Below are 18,015 nucleotides of genomic sequence, written 5' to 3'. Positions count from 1 at the left end.
TCCTCGTCGCTGAAGTAGGCGCTCGTGCCGAGGCCGGCACCGGCGCTCGCGACGCCGACCCCACCGAGGGCCGCCAGCGCCTTCCGACGCGAGAGTTGAAATCCGTCGTTGCGTTCCATGATTGTCATCCCCGTCCGGGGAAACCCACCGGCGGAGTCGAACCGCCGTACCGCGGCGAGGCCGCGTTACGGGCCTCCGACATCGTCGGAGACGCCGTACACCATGTGGGTTGAAGCGCGATCGCGATCAGGCCGTCCCGTTGTCACCGTCACCGGAGCCGTCGTCGGTTCCATTACCGTCTCCAAGCGTCGATCCGGGGCTGTCGTTGTGGCGGCACTGCTCGGTGTAGAACCCGAGGTCGAAGCTCACCGAGTCGCTCTGGATCTCGTTGCCGACGTGGTCGGGGATCCACCACTCGAAGCCGAGACAGAACGTCCACTCGGCCGGGAAGCACACGGGCTCGCCCTCGCTCGGCGCACAGTATGAGAACTGGGCGGAAGCGAAGGTGCCGCCGTTTCCGTTCGGTGTAACGACGTCGTTTTCGCCCCTGGAACAGCTCGCGCCCTCCAGGTCCGCCCGGATGTCACCGTCGTCGTCCTCCAACACTAACTCACACATTCCGAGGTCGTCCGACACGTAGGTCTGGCCGTCGTCGCCCTCGACCTCGTCGACTCGGGTCCAGTCGAACTGGATGATCTCGTCGAGGTCGCTCTCGACGTTCGGCCGGAGCATGCCCGTCATGTACATGTCGTGGAACTGGACGATCAGGCCGTCGACGAGGTCGTTGTTCGGGTCCTCCAGTCGGACCCACACCACGAGGTTGTCCGTGGTGTCCCCGACAGTCCCCTCGTCCACCCTGATGACCTCGCCGGTACCGTCGACGTTCAGCCCGTCGGACGTGAACTCGATCGGGTCGAGTTCGCGACAGCCCGTGGTGGGATCGATCCCTGGATAGACGCCCGGGTTCAACATGTGACAGTTCTCCGGTGCCTCCTCGAACTCGTTCAGGAAGGCACGGAGCGTCGTCGGACTGCCGGCGAGCACCTCCCGCTCGGTCTCCTCGTCGAACTCGTTGTCGCAGTTCACGTCGTACCACGTCTGAACGTGGATCGCGTCCAGCAGCTCGACGACGCCGTCCTCCTCGTCCTCGGCGTTCGCCTCCGGTTCGGTCAGGCTGTTCTCATTGGCGTCGACGAGGTCCCCGCAGAGCCAGACGTATCCCGGGTTGTCACAGAGGTGGTAGCTGAACGTGATCTCCCCGGAGTCACCCGGCTTGACGTCGTCGAGCTCGACGAGTGCATCCCGATCGCCGAACTCGTAGTCGTGGGTGAGCGTCTCGCAGGTGAGGTACCGCTGGATGTTCGCGCCGGCGTCCTCGTAGGTGACGACACCGTCCCCGTCGATGGAATCGTACTCGCTCAGATCGAGCGACTGGATCCCGTCGTCGTCGTGGTCGGGATGGGCGTTGACCCACGGACGTCCGGCATCCCCGTACATTGAGAGGTCACCGCTCTCCGGCCCGTGGTACCGCTGCTGCCAGTCGATCTTGAGGTCGAGCTCGCCCGCAGTCAGCGAGTTGCCCTCGAACGTCTCCTCGTCACTGAAGTAGGCGCTCGTGCCGAGACCCGCCCCTGCGGACGCGACACCGATGCCGCCGATGCCCGCGAGCGCCTTCCGTCGCGACAGTTCGAACGTCGTGTTTTCGTCGGTCATGATGGTTGTCCCCTCCCGGGAAACCCGCCGGCGGAGTCGAACCGCCGACGCCCGGGAACCGTTCCCGGACGCACACCCGTGTCGGGCGGTCGTTTCGGTCTACGATGGCGTCGAGTTACCCGATCCGTTGCCGGGATCCGACCCGTTCATCATCTGGCCGCTTCCGTCGTTGTGGCGGCACTGCTCGGTGTAGAATCCGATATCGAACTCCACGGAGTCGCCCTGGATCTCGTTGCCGACGCTCGTCGGGACCCACCACTTCATCCCGATACACTTCTGTGCGCCCGCCGGGAAGCAGTCGCGTTCCGGTGAGGTCGGTCCGTCACCGTAGCCCATGTCTGCGGTCCCGTCGAGGGGAACCATGCCGTCGTTGCGGTCCATGATCGCCATGGCCTCCGCGAGCGTCACGTGATCGTCGTGCTCGCCGTCGCCCTTCCCGAGGATCAACTGCTCGCCGCCGCCGACGACGCCGCCGATCTCTTGGAACTTCGAGACGACGTCGGAAACGTCCGCGTCGTACGCGAACTGATCGATGTCCGGGTAATCGGTGGGATCGCTGGCCATGTCACCGAGAATCCCGCCGGGGCTCCCGCTCCCGTAGGCGATCGTGAATATCTCGATGTCGTCGTCCTCCTTCGCGTTGGTGGCCTCTTGAATCGGACTCTCGTTGTCGTCATCCGTCACGTCCGTCCCTTCGTTCGGGGCACCATCGCCGAGCACGACCATGATCTTCCGCGCTCCTGATCGGGCGTTCCCGCTCTCACCGTATTCGTCGAACGTGTCCTCGGTCGTGAGCTCCTCGTGTGCGCGCTCGACGGCAGCCTCCATGTTCGTTCGTCCGCCGGCGGAGAGGTTGTTGACCTCCATCTGAACCGACCCGTGATCGTCGGTCAATCCGGCGTCGAGCGTCGAATCGTTCGGGCCGCCGCTACCGTCCGACCCGCCCGTCGAGAACGAGACCAGGCCGACCTGGTCGTTCGGTCCGAGCGCGCTGATTAGCGCGTTCGCCCCCTGCTGTGCCTCGTCGAGTTCGCCGCTCATCGAGCCAGACCGATCCATGACGATGACCACGTCGGCGGCTTCGCCTTCGGTATCGCCACCTGTGTCGCGGATGTTGTCGCAGTCATCGTCGTACCAGAGTTCGACGTACGTGTTGTCCGCGAGGTCTCCCGTGTCGTCGCTCTCCGTGACGGAACCTGGATCCGATTCGTTCATCGCGACGCTTTCCGGCTCGGTCAGCGTCCCGCCGCTCTGACTGTAGTTGTCCGCGGTGAGCCAGACGTAACCCGGGTTGTCACACAGGTGGAGACTGAACGTGATCTCCCCCCAGTCGCCGGGCTTGACGTCGTCGAGCGCCACGAGGGAGTCCTGATCGACGGGCCCGCCGTTCGCGTCCGTCCGGTTCGGCGAGGAGAAGACGTCCTCCGGAAGGTCGTCTCCGCTCTCGAGGTCGTCACACGACATCTCGATCGGGACGTTCTCGCCGTCGGCGTTGTCGAGGACGTACTCCGTGTTGTCGTCGAGGGACTGGAGCCCGTCGCCGTCGTGGTCGGGGTACGCGTTGACGGGGACGACCGTCTCCATCGCGCCGTAGTACGCCTGCTGCCAGTCGACCTTCAGGTCGAGCTCGCCGGCCGTGAGTGAGTTGTTCTCGAACGATTCCTCGTCGCTGAAGTAGGCGCTCGTGCCGAGGCCGGCACCGGCGCTCGCGACGCCGATCCCGCCGAGCCCGGCGAGTGCCTTCCGCCGTGAGATCTCGATTCCGTGTTTGTCGCTCATGCTTGTCACCCCCCAAGGGGGAAACCCACCGGCGGAGTCGAACCGCCGAAGTGCCAGCGTGGGTTGGAAATTGATTTCTACTTATTCCAAGGTAATTTCCGAGTAGGCATCGGATTCAGTGAAGCTTGGACCGAACCAGAATTCAGGTGTTAAGTTAACAACGACATTCCCTGACCCGCTTGGTGGCGTCTCTGACGCGTACCCCACTTTTCCTCCAACAGAGAACGTACTCGCAAGCTTACTGCGATCTATCTCGATGACGTACTGGTCGCCGCTGATTTGAGTAGCACTTATTTCCGAAGGGAGCGGACCTGTCGAGCCAGATGCGACTGGATCCTCGTACTCGAAACCAGTTCCTTCAGTGAACATAACTTGGAAATCACCGGTATTATCTCCAGTCGTTTCGAAGGCTAGGCCGAAATTATCTGGATATTGGCCACCAACTAATGATTTCGCAGTGTTGATCAGAATAACAACTGGATCTGTACGAAGAGTGACCACCATCTCTTGTTCCTCTCCAAGTCCATCGTATGGGAGTGAAATTGGATCACTGAAATCACCGTTTTGTGAATCCACACCACTGAATGCCTGATCAATAGTAAACGTTTGAGAGAACGGATTCTCGGGATTCGCGTTATGACGGGACTGCTGAGCCGTGAATCCGATGTCGAACTCGACCGAGTCGGACTGGATCACGTTGCCGACGGTGGTCGGCACGTTCCAGTCGATACAGAGACACGGCCCCGTCTGCGTCTCCGAGTCCGGACTGGCGGGATACGCGCCGTCGTCGGTCGGCACCCAATCGCCGTCATCCTCTTCGTATCCGTCCAACAGATACCCCGTCTGAAGTTCGACCAGGAGGTCCGCGAGCGTGTAGTCGTCCGGATTGTTGAGTTCACGGACCGTCTCGAAGTCGTCCGGGCTTTGTGGCTCACCGTCGAGGCCGTCGGCCGGCTCACAGTACGCGACCGTGACTTGGATGTTGTCCGCGAGTTCACCGTTGCCCTCGCCGGGATTTCCGCCCGTGCCATCGACGTCCTCCTCGGGTTCGGTCAGCCCGTTCTCGTACTGAGTGAACCCGGTGCTTCCCGCCCACAGCCACGCGGGATTGTCGACGACCTTCGGACAGAACACCAGCTTGCCCGAATCGCCGGGCTTGACATCGTTGAGGACGTATTGCGCCGACACGCCGCCGTCGTTCTGGCCGCTTCCGGTCGTTCCTCCGGCGATCGCCTCGGAGTTGGCGTCCGTCCAATAGTCGACGAAGAGGTCCAACTCGCCCGCCTCAAGCGTGTTGTCCTCGAAGCTCTCTTCGTCGCTGAAGTACGCGCTCGTTCCGAGCCCTGCACCCGCGGAGGCGGCCCCCACGGTCCCGAGCCCGATCAGTGCGTTCCGCCGTGACAGTTCGAATCTCTTGTCTGACATCGTGGATCGTCCCCGACGCTTCCGTCGGGCGTGGTAGATGCCCACGATACCCACCCCCTTAGCCAATCACACCATTTCTCTCGAAACGTGGCCGTTGACGCCCATAACACCGGATTCCCTCCCGAAACGGATCGTTTCGTAGAGTGAAACCCGCGTTTGAGCCTCGAGTTGGACGGACGACAGTACCGCCGCGACGGGAACCGAGTCCGACCGCGAAAAACCCGCGAAGACGCCGGTTTTCGGAACGGGACGTCGTCCTCGATCTCCGTTCATCCTCCCACGGGACCCACCCATAACGGACGGTTACGGGTCGATCCGTGACCTGCGACGTCGACGGAACCCTTCCACGGGTACCGTACCGTATCGCGATCAATCGGCAGGGTTTGCTTGTTGTGTGTCAAGGGATGCCTAACGCGATCCGACCGTTTGCAGGTTGTGATTACTTACTTAGGGGGGACGTGTGGGTATTGACGACCTCGAACGTGGGGTGAGGGATCACGACACATGGCGATAACCGATCGATACGGGGGGATCCCCGAAACGGAGATCCACGACCTGCTTCGCAACGAGCGCAGGCGACAGACGCTCAAACAATTACAGGACACCGTCGGAACGACCACCCTGCGGGACCTCGCGGAGGCCATCGCTGAGGAGGAGACCGGCGAGTCGCCGCCGCCGAAGAACATCCGCAACAGCGTCTACAACTCGCTCCACCAGACGCACCTCCCCAAACTCGACAGGCGCGGGATAGTCGAGTACGAGTCCGACCGCAAGACCATCCGACTCACCGAGGAGGCTCGCTCCGTCGACGTCTACATGGAGGTCGTCACTCCCTACGGGATCACCTGGAGCGAGTACTACAGCATGCTCGGCACGCTCTCGCTTTTCGTCGTCCTCGCGGCACTCATCGACGTCCCGCTCGTCTCCGCGCTCGAACCGATCCTCTGGGTTACCGTCTTCCTGGCCGTCTTCGCGGCCTCGCTCGGCTACCAGCTGTGGACGGACCGCTGGGTGTACCTCAACGCGCTGTTCGGGTGAGTCGGACCCGCCGATCCCTTCTCCGGCGTCGTGTCGGTCGTGTCGGTCGTGTCGTGTGCCCCAGCCGCGACGCCGGGGACGTATCACCGGACGACGTCGACCGAGAGACGGGGCGATTCTCCGGATCAATCACCCGTTAGCCTCGACCCGATCGACGACTTTCGGTGACGGCGGAGCGGTCGTCGGGATCGACTCGCCGGCCCGATCGCGGACTGATCCTCGACGGTAAGGATGTCATACCTATGTCTCGTCGGCCCCTCCTGGGGGTATGGACGCGTTATCGCGACTTCCCGTCTGGCTCAGAGATCCGCGTTACACGGGAGCGAACCGGTGTCTCCCGTGTACGATCGTCAACCTCGTCATCGCCGTCGCGCTCGCGGTCGCCGTCGCGACCGTCTCGGTCGGCTGGGCGCTCGCGACGTTCGCCGCCGCCGCGATGACGATCGGCGTCCGTGGCTATCTCGTTCCCGGAACGCCGACGTTGACGAAGCGATACCTCCCGGATCGGGTGCTCGCCTGGTTCGACAAGGGACCGGAGCGCGGAGGGGTTGCGAGCGGACCGGCTGCCGAAAACGGTGCGGCCGATCACGCGGTCGTGGCCGACGACGGGGAGCCGTTCGACCCCGTGACCGCCCTCGTCGAGGCGGGCGTCCTCCTCGACGACCCCGTGGCCGACGACTTCGTCCTCGAGGAGCGCTTCCACGACGCGTGGCGGCGGGAGGCGAGGACCCTCGCCGACGCCGACACCGACGAGGAGGTGCTCGCCGACTTTCTCGAGGTCGACGACGCCGAATCCGTCGCCCTGGTCGACCGCGGCCGCGCCTACGCCGCGTACATCGAGGACGAACCCGCGGGCCGATGGGAGTCGAGACAGGCGTTCCTCGCCGATCTCGCCGCCGCCGCCGTCCTCGACGACCGCTGGGACGGATGGAGTGAACTCCCGACCGCGGGCCGCAGCGAGTTGCTCGGGAGCCTCCGGCTCTTCGTGGAGACCTGTCCGACCTGTGATGGGAGCGTGACGCTCGATACGACCGTCGTCGAGTCGTGTTGCCGGACCTACGACGTGCTCGCCGCGACGTGTGACGCCTGCGACGCGCGGCTCTTCGAGGCCGACGTCGACCCCGCGGCGCTCGAACGCGCCGCCGAAGCGTAGCGGCTCCGAGCCTTCGACACGCTCGGCGTCTCACGTACGATGACCCCGGCGGTTCCTCCGGCTTCAGAGCGTCGAGGACCCCGAACCACCGTCGATCGTCACGGCCTGTCCGTTGATGTACCCCGATCGGGGCGAGGAGAGGTACGCCACGAGGTTTCCGAGTTCCATCGGGTCGCCCAGCCGACCGAGCGGAACGTCTTCCGCTCGTTCCTCGAGACCGTCCTCGTAGCTCTCGATCTCGCCGCGGTCGACGGCGTACTCGATCAGGTCCTCGATCCGGGGCGTCTCGTGTGAGCCGGGGAGGACGGCGTTCGCCCGCACCGCCGGTGCCAGCTCCTTCGAGAGCGTCTTCTCGAGACCGATGACGCCCATGCGGACGGAACTCGAGAGGACGTTGCTCGGCGAGGCCTCCTTGACGGTTCTGGACGTGACGTTGACGATCGTGCCGCCGCCGTCCGCCCGGAGGTGGGAGGCCGCCGCCCGGACCGCCCGGAAGACGCTCATCACCAGCAGGTCGTACGTGTGGTACCACTCCTCGTCGTCGGCCTCCAGGGGTCGATACGGCGCCGGACCGCCCGCGCTCGTCACGAGGTGATCGAGGCGGTCGAACTCCTCGACGGCCCGCGCGACGAGCCCCTCGACCTCGGCTTTCTCGGTGATGTCCGCCGTTTGACCGACCACCTCGCCGTTCGCGACGGACTCGATCTCGCTCACGGCCTCCTCAAGACGTTCGGGATCGCGGCCGTTGACGAGCACGTCCGCGCCCTCGCGAGCGAGCGCCTTCGCCGAGGCCTTACCCAGGCCGCTGCTCGATGCCGTCACCAGCGCCGCGTTGCCGTCGAGTTTCAGGTCCATGGTGTCTCCGCTTTCCGCCGAGAGCACAAAAGGGTACGTCGCAACGCCGGAAGTGGGAGACGAGTGATTCGTTCCTCACTCCGCGGGATCGGCTTCGATCGCGTCCGCCTCCATCGTGCCCGTCAGCGACTCCAACAGGTGGACCGCCGGGGCCTTCGCGAGCGGCTCGTTGGCGTTGCCGCAGTGGGGTGACTGGACGCAGGAGGGACAGCCGTCCGCGCAGTCGCAGCCGTCGACCAGCCGCGCGGTCCGCTCCATCAGCTCCTCGATCCGGGCGTGTCCCCGGCGGGTGAGTCCGACCCCGCCGGGGTAGCCGTCGTAGACGAACACCGCCGGACTCTCCGTGTGCGGGTGATACGGCGTCGATATCCCGCCGACGTCGCCGCGGTCACACAGCAGGTGGAACGGGAAAAGCGAGATGATCCCGTGTTCGGCCGCGTGGATCCCGCCGTTGAACGCGTACTCGCCGCCCGGTACCGCGGCGTCGTCGGTCGATGTCGGATCGTCGGCCTCGTCGGAACCGTCGGCCTCGTCGCCGTCGGAATTGCCGGCGTCGTCCCCGTCGCTCCCGCCGGCCGCCCCGATCGTGCGCATCTCCGACTCGACGTCCTCCGGCACCGGGAAGTACAGCGCCCGCGTCCGCAGCGTCGTCTCCGGCAGGTCGAGTGCGGACTCGCCGAGCGAGTCGCCGGTCGCCGAATCCTTCCTGACGAACCCGGTGACCCGTTCGGTGACGGTCACATCGGCGAAGCGAACCGGCACGTCCGGGCGCGCGGACAGGGTTCGCTCCGCGAGGTCCTCCTCGACGACGATCGACTTCTCGGTGAGCGGCCGGGTGTAGTAGTCCGCCCACGACGACCGAAGCTCCGCGACGTTCCGGTCGAGGTCGAGGTCGGCGACCTCGTAGGTGCGTCCCTGCTGGTGGTAGATCGCGCCCGGGTGGGCGTCCCGGAGCGCGTCGGCGAACCCGAGCGAGGCGATCGACTCCCCGCTCGACCCGTCCACCAGTTCTATCTCGCGTTCCTCGGCGGTCCGGAGGCTCATGGCGTGCTGGGGGCTCTCCGAGCCCGCGTGCGTCCACCGGATCCCGTCCGACGTATCGCGGCGGGCCAGCGTCCCGTCCCCCGTGAGGTCGGCGACGACCCCCGGGAACGACCCGCCGAAGTGCCTCTCGTCCGCGGGCGAGAGCCAGCCCTCCGTGGCGGCACACGCCACGTGTCGGGGGAGGAGCCGGTCGTTCTCGGGGTCACAGATCGCGTCCTCCGGCGGGGCCTCGAAGAAGTCCGCGGGGTGGTTCATCAGGTACTGGTCCAGCTGGTCCTCGCCGCCGACCATGACGACGAGGGCTGGGTCCGACCCCCGTCCCGCGCGGCCGGCCCGCTGGTGAGCGGACATCCGCGTGCCGGGATATCCGTCGAGGATCACGGCGTCGAGTCCGCCCACGTCCACGCCGAGTTCGAGCGCGTTCGTCGACCAGACGCCGCGGAGGTCGCCCGCGTGGAGGGCGTCCTCGATGTCACGGCGCGTCCCGTCCTTCAGGGCGGCCTGGTACGCGCCGACCTTCGCGGCGAGGTCGCGTTCGCCCCGCTCGCGGAGGTCGCTCGCGCTGTCGGTTGCGTACTGCTCCGCGGTCTGTCTCGCCCGCGTGAACGCCAGCGTCTGGCGGCCGCTCGCGACGAGGTCGACGAACAGCCGTTTGCTCTCCATGTGACTCGACTTCCGCCGGCCGCTCCCGCGTTCAGCCCACTCGTCGTCGTACTCCGGCGGGTTCCACAGGACCCAGTCGCGGGGGCCGCGCCCGGAGGTGTCCTCGTCGACGAGCGTGATCCCCGACGGATCGCGGCCCGTGACGGTCGCGGCGTGTTCGACGGGGTTGCCGATCGTCGCCGAACAACAGACGAACTGCGGGTCCGCTCCGAAGCGCTCACAGACGCGTGCGAGCCGGCGGAGCGCGAGCGCGACGCCGGTGCCGAAGACGCCGCGATAGTTGTGGACCTCGTCGATCACGACGTACTCGAGCGTGGAGAGGAACCACTCCCAGAGCCGCCCGGCGTGGGGCAACAGCGCGTAGTGGAGCATGTCGGGGTTCGACAGCAACACCGTCGGGCGGGCGTCCCGCACGTCCCGCTTTTCCGACCGGGAAAGCCGCCCCGTGTACGACTCGACGGACACTCTGCTTCCGAACCCGAGCCCGCGTGCGAGTTCCGAGAGCGACTGCTCCTGGTCGGCGATGAGCGCGTTCTGCGGGCCGACGTAGAGGGTCCGTCCACCGCCCTCCATGGCGGCCTCGAAGGCGGGGACGGTGTACGCGAGCGACTTCCCGCTCGCGGTCTCGGTGGCGAGGACGACGTCGTCGCCGTCCCGGACCGCCTCGATCGCCTCGGCCTGGTGGCGGTAGAGTCGGTCGATTCCCCGATCGGCGAGCGCGTCCGCGAGCCGCGGCTCGAGATCGACGTCGCGATACTCGGGCTCGCGGGCCGGCAGCCGGCGGTGTTCGGCGATCTGTCCCGCGTAGTAGGGTCGGCTCCGGAGCCACTCGACGGCGTCGTCCACGGATACGGATCCGTGGGCGCGGCCGGGCCTAACCGTTGTGGTCGGGGTGAAGCGGGGAGTCCCTCCGTCTCGAATCCGTCTCCGGGAGATCGGTCGGTCCCTCGCGGACGACCGGAGGCCACCGGACCTCGGTCGCGATCGGATCGTCGAGCGGGAGCACCATGTGAAGGTCGCCGTCGCGCTCGACGGTCTCGAACCCGAGCGTGTGATAGACGTGCCGGGCGGCCTTGTTGCCGACCGTCACGTACAGATCGAGCGCCTCGCGCCCGGCGGCGGCGGCGTCCGCGATGAGGTGTCGGCAGAGCTCCGTTCCGACCCCGCGACCCTGCGCGTCCGGGTGGACGAAGACGGCGATCTCGGGGCGGGCGACGTCGGTCGGGGTGTACACCGCGTGACCGAGCAGGCGGCCGCCGAGTTCGGCCACGACGTTGTTGCCGCCGTCGAACAGCGACTCGATCCACTCGGCGCGTCGCGCGCGAGCAGCCGGCGGGAGCCCCTGTGCGCGGTGCTCGATCGTGAACGCGTCGTACATCTCGACGAGCCGATCGGCGTCGCCCGGCTCGACCGAGCGGACCGTCCACCGGTCCCCGAGCTTGTCGACGAAGCGCGGACAGCGCGGGGGGCAGTGGACCGTCCCCTCGCACTCGCTGCCGTCCCACCCTCCGCAGGCGACGTTCCCGACCTCGTCGATGTCGTCGGCGTCGGCGCTCATACGCTCCCCTCGACTCCCCGTCCGCATAAGCGTGACAACGACTTTCACGCCGTGAGAATCCGGGTGTACGCGCGGGTCACTCCCGGATCAACACGATCCCGTCGCGGAAGACCGCGTGGTTCGGGAGGACGTGTTCGCCGTCGTCGGTCTCGACGTGGGTGACGAACAGGTCGACCTCCTGAACGATCCCGCGCCGGCCGGCGACCCGCACCTCGTCGCCGATGCCGTACGGCTGGCGCAAGAGGAGGAAGATCCCGGCCGCGCCCGCCGCGAGGAGGTCCTTCGTCGCCAGCGCGGTCAGGAGAACGACCGCGAAGGAGTACGCCGCGAGCAACACGACGAGCGCGAGCGTCTGGACGCCCACCTGTCCGAGCGCGATGAGCGCCGCGACGTAGACGACGCTGTACTTCACGAGCGTCGGGAGCACGCCGACCTCGGGGAGCTTGACCCCGCGGAGTCGCTCGGCGACGAGCAGTTCGGCCTTGTCCCCGACCACGACGCCGACGATGAACACGAGGACCGCGACGAACAGGCGGGGGACGAACGCCGCCACGTCCGACCAGAAGAGGTCGACGTACCGCACCTCGGCGACCGTGAGCGCGACGAGGACCGTGACGGCGACGATGAAGTACGTCGACAGCTTCGCGACGATCCGGACGGTCGAGGTGTCGAACTCGCGTGCGGTGCGCTCGAAGGTCGTCCCCTCTATCGCCTCCGGAACGCCCGCCCGGATCAGCAGCCGACGGTTGACGATCCCGACGATGACGGCCAGCGCGAACCCGAGCACGAGCACGAACAGCGCGAGCCAGACGCGGTCGGGGACCGCGTCGATCAGTCCGCTTACGGTCCCTACGGGAGTCGTCGACGACGACATCAGTACTCCTCCGGATCGATCTCCAGGACGAGCCTCCCGCCCTTGAACGCCCGAACGAGGCCGTCGGACTCCGAGAGAACGATCGCGGTCGCGTTGGTGTCCTGGGTGATCGCGCCGCCGGCCATGTGCCGGGCTCCGAGGCCCTTCGGAATGTCGACTCCCTCCGCGGCGGGCTCGAGGTAGCGGTACGCGGAGACGATCTTCCCCGAATCGGAGATCACGAACGCGCCGTCGAGCCGGGAGAACTCCTTCAACATGACGTTCACGATGGGGTCGCCGACGTGGACGTGGGACTTCTCGAAGGGGTTGTACGACAGCGAGCGGGACTTGTTCATCACCTTGCCCGCGTCGCCGACGACGAACAGTGCGCCGACCGGCTTGCCCTTCTGGCCCTTCTTGCCGAGCTCGATGGCGACCTCGAGGACGTCGCGGATGACGCCCGGATCCGCCCGGGACTCGACGAAGAGGTCGTAGATGCCGGTGTGGACGGTCTCGTCGACGGTGACGCGGATCACCGCGTCGGACTCGCCCTCGAAGACGGAGACGACGCAGACGACCTCGTCGCCCTCGGCCACGAGGTCGGCCTCCATCGACCCCTCGACCCCGAACCGGATCCGGTCGCGCACGTCGCGGAAGGGGATCGGCAGCTCGACGAACGGGTCCGCGTCGACGTCGTTGTCGGGCGCGACGACGACGATCTCGGCCCGCTCGTCGCTCCGATCTCCCGCCTCGTCTGCGGTGAAGCGGTCGTGAAACGAGGCGGTCGGCGAGAACAGGAGCACCGCGTCGGCGTCCTCGACGAGCTCGGACAGGTGGTCGGTGAGTGACGCCATCGTCCTGTCACGACTCCGGGAGGACGTAAAACCGTTTTGACGGCGTCGTGCGGGCGTCTGACGCTCGAAGCGCCGACGAACTCCTCGGGCTCGATGCCACCGCTGCCGGTCGCACACGTTTTAGGTGCCACGGTCGTCGATCCGGACGATCATGGCCACCCGCGACGCCCTCTGGGGCTACCGAGACGCGTTCGGCGACGCCTTCGGGCGGACCTACTTCAGGCGGTTCGGACCGGGAGTCGCCTCCAGCGTCGGGCTGGGGACGTACCTCGGGGAACCGACCGATCCCGTCGATGACGACCTCAGAGAGGTGGTCCGGCTCGGGATCGAGTCGGGGATGAACCAGGTCGACACCGCCGCCAACTACCGATGCGGGCGGTCGGAGCGGGTCGTCGGCGAGGCGATCCGGGACGCGAGCGTCGACCGCGAGGCGGTCGTGGTGGCGACGAAGGGCGGGTTCCTCCCGTTCGACGAGGAACGCCCCGACGATCCGGCCGCCTACCTTCGGGAGCGATTCGTCGAGTCGGGGATCGTCGGCCCGGCCGATCTCGTCGGCGCGCACTGTCTCGCGCCGGGATTCCTCGAGTGGTCGCTCGACCGCTCGCTCGACCGGCTCGACGTGGAGACGGTCGACTGCTACTACGTCCACAACCCGGAGACCCAGCTCGAAGCGCGGTCGCGCGATGCGGTCTACGACGCCCTGGAGGTCGCCTTCGAGACGCTCGAGCGCCGGCGATCCGCGGGCGATCTCGGCGCGTACGGGGTCGCGACGTGGGACGCGTTTCGCGTCGCCGAGGACGGCGAGGCGTTCCTCTCGCTTCGCGAGGTCCTCTCACGCGCGGAGGCGGCCGGCGAGGCGATCGGTCCCGACGACGACCACGGCTTCGCGGCGGTCCAGCTCCCGTTCAACGTCCACATGGCCGACGCGTTCACGCGGGCGAACCAGCGTCCCCCCGACGATCCGGACGGCGAGCCGATCTCGACGCTGGCGTTCGCCCACGAGGCCGGCCTCTCGGTGGTCACGAGCGCGAGCGTCGGACAGGGTGAACTCGCGGCGGCGGGGTCGATCCCGGCGGGCATCGACGCGCGGCTCTCCGGCGACACGCCGGCCCAACGTGCGCTCAACTTCGCCAGAAGCGCGCCGGGCGTGACCTGCTCGCTCGTCGGGACGACCGACATCGACCACCTGCGAGAGAACGTCGCCGCGGGAACGTTCGACCCGCTCGGCGCGTCGGCGTTCGACGCCGTCTTCGAGTGAGCGTATTCTGGAGGATTCCGGGGGACCGCGGGCGGGTGGTCCCCGGTCGACGTCTATCGAAGTTCCTTGAACTCGGCGCCGCACTCCGGACAGGTCCGAACCGAGAACACCTCGTCGGGGTCGTTCTTCTTCTTCAACACCTTCTCACAGGTCGCGCAGTTGAGTCGCTCGTAGGTGTCCTTGAACAGGTCACCGTCGCGTAGCGCCTTGCGCGTGGATTTCATGTCGCGACCTTCGTCGCCGGAGGGTATAAAAACCCCGCACGGCGGCCGACGGGCGTCAGACGTTCGAGGTGTCCCGATCTGACGGGCCTGACACGGGGAAACACGGAGGGGTGGTGACCGGAGTGCGAGCGGGCGGCCGGTTCCGCAACGTTTGTACCCACCCCCCGGGAACGGTCACCGTGTCTCGGAACCGGCTGTTCGGGTCGCTCTGTGCGATGGTCTTCCTCGCGAACTTCGCGCGAGTGGTGTTCGCGCCGCTCGTCGGGGAGTTCATCGACGAGTTCACGATCCGCGAGGGGACCGCCGGACTCGTCGTCACGCTCGCGTGGCTCGGATCGGCCTCCCCGCGGATCCCGACCGGGTGGGTTCTCACCCGCACCTCCCGCGTCAGCGTCGTGCTCGTCTCGGGCGTGACCCTCACGGTCGGCGCGCTCGGCGTCGCGCTCGCGCCCGGCGTCCCGGCGCTGATGGTCGCCGCGTTCGTCGTCGGGAGCGCCTCGGGCGTCTACTTCGTCGCCGCCAACCCGTTCGTCTCGGAGCTGTTTCCCCAGCGCGTCGGCCGCGTCATGGGTATCCACGGGATGGCGAGCCAGCTGTCGGCCGTCATCGCCGCGCCGGTGGTCACCGTCACCCTGTGGTACGACTGGCGCTACGCGTTCTACGGCCTCGCGCTCGCGGCCGCGCTCACGACGGTCCTGATCGTCGTTCTAGCCCGCCGGACCGACCTCCCCGAGGCCGGACGCGGCGACACCGACTTCTTCGGCGGCGCGCGCTCGGAGTGGAAGATCATCCTCTCCGGCGTCGTGCTCGTCGGGGCGACGGCCTTCGTTTGGCAGGGGCTGTTCAACTTCTACGAGCTGTACATGATCGACAAGGGACTCCCGCCGGCGACCGCTCGCAACCTGCTCACCGTGATCTTCGCGGCCGGCGTTCCCGCCTTCCTCGTCTCCGGCGAGATCGCGGACCGGCTTCCGAACGTCCCGTACCTCCTCGGGATCGTGACCGTCTTCCTCGGCAGCGTCGTCCTCGCGGTCCTCGCGTCGGGAACCGTGGCGATCGTCCTCGCCAGCGTGCTCGTGGGTTTCTCGGTCCACATGCTGTTTCCGGCCAGCGACACGTATTTGCTCGGGTCGCTCCCGGACGAGTCGCGGGCGTCGGCGTACGCCGTCTACTCCGCCGGCATGATGACGACGCAGGCGGCGGGATCGTGGGTCGTCGGCGAGGCGATCGAGGCCGGTGCGAGCTACGATGCCGTCTTCCTCGTCTCGGCGGCCGGAGTCGCCGTTCTCGTGGTCGTCTACGCCGTCCTGAACGCTTTCGGAAGGGTCCCCGGCGGGACCGCACACGCCTGACGCTCGAAACGGTTCCGAACGCGGTCGCCGGACGGGTCCGAATGCCGTCATCGAACGGCCCCGAACGTCATCGTCGAACGGCCCCGAACGTCATCGTCGCGGATCCCGGGTATCGTGCGTATTTAGGGGCTCGTTCCCTTGTGATCGGGTAATGGAGTACGTACAAGAGCGCGTGACCACGCTCCACGCGCTGACGGACCACCGTCCGGACGCGCCGACCGGGCGCGCGGCCGTCGTGGTGCCGATGACGGAACGCGAGTACGGGACGCTCGCGGCCGAACGGGTCCTCACCGCCCTCGAGAGCGTCGATCCCGCGAGAGTGATCGTTCCCCTGCGTGCCACCCCCGACCGGGCGGGACCGTTCGCGTCCTGGCTCGGCGGGTTCGACCTCGACGTGGAGACGCTGTGGTGTGACGGTCCGCGGCTCGCCGACCTGCTCGCCGCACACGACCTCGACGGGGACCGCGGCAAGGGTCGGGACGTGTGGCTCGGTCTCGGGAGGGCGCTCGGCGAGGAGTTCGTCGTCGTCCACGACGCCGACACGGCGACGTACTCGCCCGCGTTCGTGAACCGCCTCCTGTTCCCGATCGCCCACGGCCACGAGTTCGCGAAGGGGTACTACGCCCGCGTCGAGGACGGCGCGCTGTACGGTCGACTGTTCCGGCTCTTCTTCCGGCCGCTCGTCCGCGCGCTCGCGGACGCTCACGACGCGCCCGTCGTCCAGTTCCTGGAGGCCTTCCGCTACGCGCTCGCCGGCGAGTTCGCGGCGACGACCGACCTCGTCTCGAAGCTCCGGATCCAGCGCGGCTGGGGTCTCGAGATCGGAACGCTCGGCGAGGCGTTCGACCACGCCGGCTTCGCGGGAAGCGCACAGGTCGACCTCGGTCGATACGAACACGACCACCGCTCCGTCGACGGTCCGACCGGCCTCGCCGACATGAGCCGCGCGGTCGGCGCGGCGACGCTTCGCGTCGTCGACGACGCCGGGGTCGACGTCGAGTACGACGCGCTCGTCGGGCGCTACCGGGAGGCCGCGGAGGAGTTGATCCATCGGTACGCGACCGACGCCGCGTTCAACGGACTCGAGTACGACCGCGCCGACGAGCGCGATCAGGTGGACACCTACGCCGACGCCGTCTCGGAGCCCGGGCCGGACGACCGTCTCCCCGCGTGGGACGACGCCCCGCTCTCGCCCCCGGCGGTCGTGGAGGCGGCACGGGCGGACCTCGAGTCGGTTTCGGACCTCGAGGGAGTCACGGGTTCGACTCCCGACGCGACGCTGGGCACGACTCCTCCGCAACGCGACGGCTCGCGAACCGGCGGTGGCGACCGATGACCGAGGGAGCCGGGCCGAGCGTCACCGCCCGCGACGACCTCGCGGGCGTGGTCGACCTCTTCGGCTGGCTCACCCGTGAGGAGCTCTCGCGGGCGGTCTCCGAACTCGCGTTCAAGCGACGGGCGGAGGCGGACACGGACGCCATCGACGACGCCATCGACGTCGCGGTCGCGGAGTACGCGCTGGTCCCGGCCCCCGTGGAGGCGGTCTCGATCGAGGGAACGGGTGACGAACTCGGGGAGGACGACGATCCCCTCGCCGTCGGTCCGGCGGCGTTCCCCTCCCTTCCGGAGGGTGCGGCGGACCTCCCACACATCCTCGACGTGCCTGACCGCACGGTCGATCGGGAGACCCTCTCCGGGGCGGTCCACGACCGGCTCTCGTCGGACGCCGTGGCCGCGATCACCGAGGAGGACGCGGAGCGGCTGGAGGTCCTCGTCGACGTGACCTACGACGTCGAGACGTGGGCACCGGTCGACGCGAGCGCGATCCGCGAGCGTATCCTGGCCGAACTCGACGGAGAGTGAGTACGGGGAGAGACGCGCCGTGTCGTCGGGGATCGTCGAGGAGGCCACGGAACGTTCCACGGATCGGCGAGACGGATGTCACGGGGTCGTACGGAACCCTTCGATCTCCGTGATGACGAGACGCTCCGCGTCTCGAACCACTTGACTCCGGGACTGTTGACGCGGTGTCGTTCGTCCCCGATCGCGACGGAGCGCGAGTTGAACGTCCGGTAGATCGAGCGTGCTTGTTGTACGAACCGTGTGATCGAGAGTGGGGCGTTGCTGGGGCGGTGACCAGCTCCAAAGCCCCAGCCGGACCGCACAGCCCCGCGCCTCACGCCTCCCCAGCCTCGCGGCTCGTTTCACTCGCCGCGTCCCTCGCGGACTCCTCGCGCCCATTCGGA

15 protein-coding genes and 1 pseudogene are annotated in these 18,015 nt (G+C 67.4%); 6 read left to right on the top strand and 10 right to left on the bottom strand.

The genetic code is table 11. The annotated features are described in order from the left end of the window. The 4 genes and pseudogenes from OKW78_RS01430 to OKW78_RS01415 form a co-directional block, all read right to left on the bottom strand. Positions 1-128, bottom strand: a pseudogene (locus tag OKW78_RS01430) (twin-arginine translocation signal domain-containing protein); the annotation flags it as partial. A gap of 118 nt (positions 129-246) precedes the next feature. Then, complete coding sequence (locus OKW78_RS01425; RefSeq protein ID WP_281193558.1) at positions 247-1,713, bottom strand: SipW-dependent-type signal peptide-containing protein; 1,467 nt, start codon at positions 1,711-1,713, stop codon at positions 247-249. Between the two features lie 99 nt (positions 1,714-1,812). Beyond that, the gene (locus OKW78_RS01420; protein ID WP_281193557.1) at positions 1,813-3,492 is read right to left on the bottom strand and encodes a vWA domain-containing protein; all 1,680 of its coding nucleotides are present in this window, start codon (positions 3,490-3,492) and stop codon (positions 1,813-1,815) included. Between the two features lie 81 nt (positions 3,493-3,573). Continuing rightward, positions 3,574-4,917 carry a SipW-dependent-type signal peptide-containing protein gene (locus tag OKW78_RS01415; protein ID WP_281193556.1) on the bottom strand — a complete coding sequence of 448 codons (1,344 nt, stop codon included), beginning with the start codon at positions 4,915-4,917 and terminating at the stop codon, positions 3,574-3,576. A 504-nt stretch (positions 4,918-5,421) separates the two neighbouring features. Here OKW78_RS01415 and OKW78_RS01410 point away from each other — a divergent pair. Together OKW78_RS01410 and OKW78_RS01405 are read left to right on the top strand one after the other, a co-directional pair. Further along, entirely contained in the window at positions 5,422-5,955 is a 534-nt protein-coding gene (locus tag OKW78_RS01410) for a hypothetical protein (RefSeq protein WP_281193555.1), read from the top strand. 268 nt (positions 5,956-6,223) lie between these two features. Beyond that, positions 6,224-7,108, top strand: a complete 885-nt coding sequence (locus OKW78_RS01405) for a hypothetical protein (RefSeq protein ID WP_281193554.1) — start codon at positions 6,224-6,226, stop codon at positions 7,106-7,108. A gap of 63 nt (positions 7,109-7,171) precedes the next feature. Here OKW78_RS01405 and OKW78_RS01400 read toward each other — a convergent pair whose 3' ends face one another. From OKW78_RS01400 to dacZ, 5 genes are all read right to left on the bottom strand, one after another. Continuing rightward, positions 7,172-7,963: an SDR family NAD(P)-dependent oxidoreductase gene (locus OKW78_RS01400; RefSeq protein WP_281193553.1), complete on the bottom strand. Its 792-nt coding sequence runs from the start codon at positions 7,961-7,963 to the stop codon at positions 7,172-7,174. A gap of 75 nt (positions 7,964-8,038) precedes the next feature. Then, entirely contained in the window at positions 8,039-10,516 is a 2,478-nt protein-coding gene (locus OKW78_RS01395; RefSeq protein WP_281193552.1) for a DEAD/DEAH box helicase, read from the bottom strand. A 28-nt stretch (positions 10,517-10,544) separates the two neighbouring features. Further along, positions 10,545-11,228 (bottom strand): GNAT family N-acetyltransferase, encoded by a 684-nt coding sequence (locus OKW78_RS01390; protein ID WP_281193551.1) that lies wholly within the window; start codon positions 11,226-11,228, stop codon positions 10,545-10,547. A gap of 76 nt (positions 11,229-11,304) precedes the next feature. Further along, entirely contained in the window at positions 11,305-12,102 is a 798-nt protein-coding gene (locus tag OKW78_RS01385; protein ID WP_281193550.1) for a mechanosensitive ion channel domain-containing protein, read from the bottom strand. Beyond that, on the bottom strand, positions 12,102-12,935 hold the full coding sequence (gene dacZ, locus OKW78_RS01380; protein ID WP_281193549.1) for a diadenylate cyclase DacZ: 834 nt from the start codon (positions 12,933-12,935) through the stop codon (positions 12,102-12,104). Before dacZ ends, OKW78_RS01385 begins: the two co-directional genes overlap by 1 nt. 151 nt (positions 12,936-13,086) lie before the next feature. Between dacZ and OKW78_RS01375 the strand changes: the two genes are divergently transcribed. Continuing rightward, positions 13,087-14,193 carry an aldo/keto reductase gene (locus OKW78_RS01375; protein ID WP_281193548.1) on the top strand — a complete coding sequence of 369 codons (1,107 nt, stop codon included), beginning with the start codon at positions 13,087-13,089 and terminating at the stop codon, positions 14,191-14,193. A gap of 53 nt (positions 14,194-14,246) precedes the next feature. Here OKW78_RS01375 and OKW78_RS01370 read toward each other — a convergent pair whose 3' ends face one another. Beyond that, entirely contained in the window at positions 14,247-14,417 is a 171-nt protein-coding gene (locus OKW78_RS01370; protein ID WP_203227868.1) for an HVO_0758 family zinc finger protein, read from the bottom strand. A gap of 179 nt (positions 14,418-14,596) precedes the next feature. Here OKW78_RS01370 and OKW78_RS01365 point away from each other — a divergent pair, with 179 nt between their 5' ends. The 3 genes from OKW78_RS01365 to OKW78_RS01355 all read left to right on the top strand — a co-directional run bounded on the left by OKW78_RS01365 (position 14,597) and on the right by OKW78_RS01355 (position 17,632). Continuing rightward, complete coding sequence (locus tag OKW78_RS01365) at positions 14,597-15,769, top strand: MFS transporter (RefSeq protein ID WP_281193547.1); 1,173 nt, start codon at positions 14,597-14,599, stop codon at positions 15,767-15,769. 151 nt (positions 15,770-15,920) lie between these two features. Next, positions 15,921-17,105, top strand: coding sequence for a glycosyl transferase family 2 (locus OKW78_RS01360; protein ID WP_281193546.1), 1,185 nt, complete (start codon positions 15,921-15,923; stop codon positions 17,103-17,105). Beyond that, positions 17,102-17,632 carry a hypothetical protein gene (locus OKW78_RS01355; protein ID WP_281193545.1) on the top strand — a complete coding sequence of 177 codons (531 nt, stop codon included), beginning with the start codon at positions 17,102-17,104 and terminating at the stop codon, positions 17,630-17,632. The genes OKW78_RS01360 and OKW78_RS01355 overlap by 4 nt, the downstream gene beginning before the upstream one ends. Positions 17,633-18,015 lie beyond the last annotated feature (383 nt).

Origin of the sequence: Halorubrum sp. F4 (genome assembly GCF_027257195.1) — an archaeon.
Classification (GTDB): domain Archaea; phylum Halobacteriota; class Halobacteria; order Halobacteriales; family Haloferacaceae; genus Halorubrum.
The sequence above is the reverse complement of the archived record's forward strand: the minus strand, read 5'-3'. Positions and strand labels throughout refer to the sequence as shown.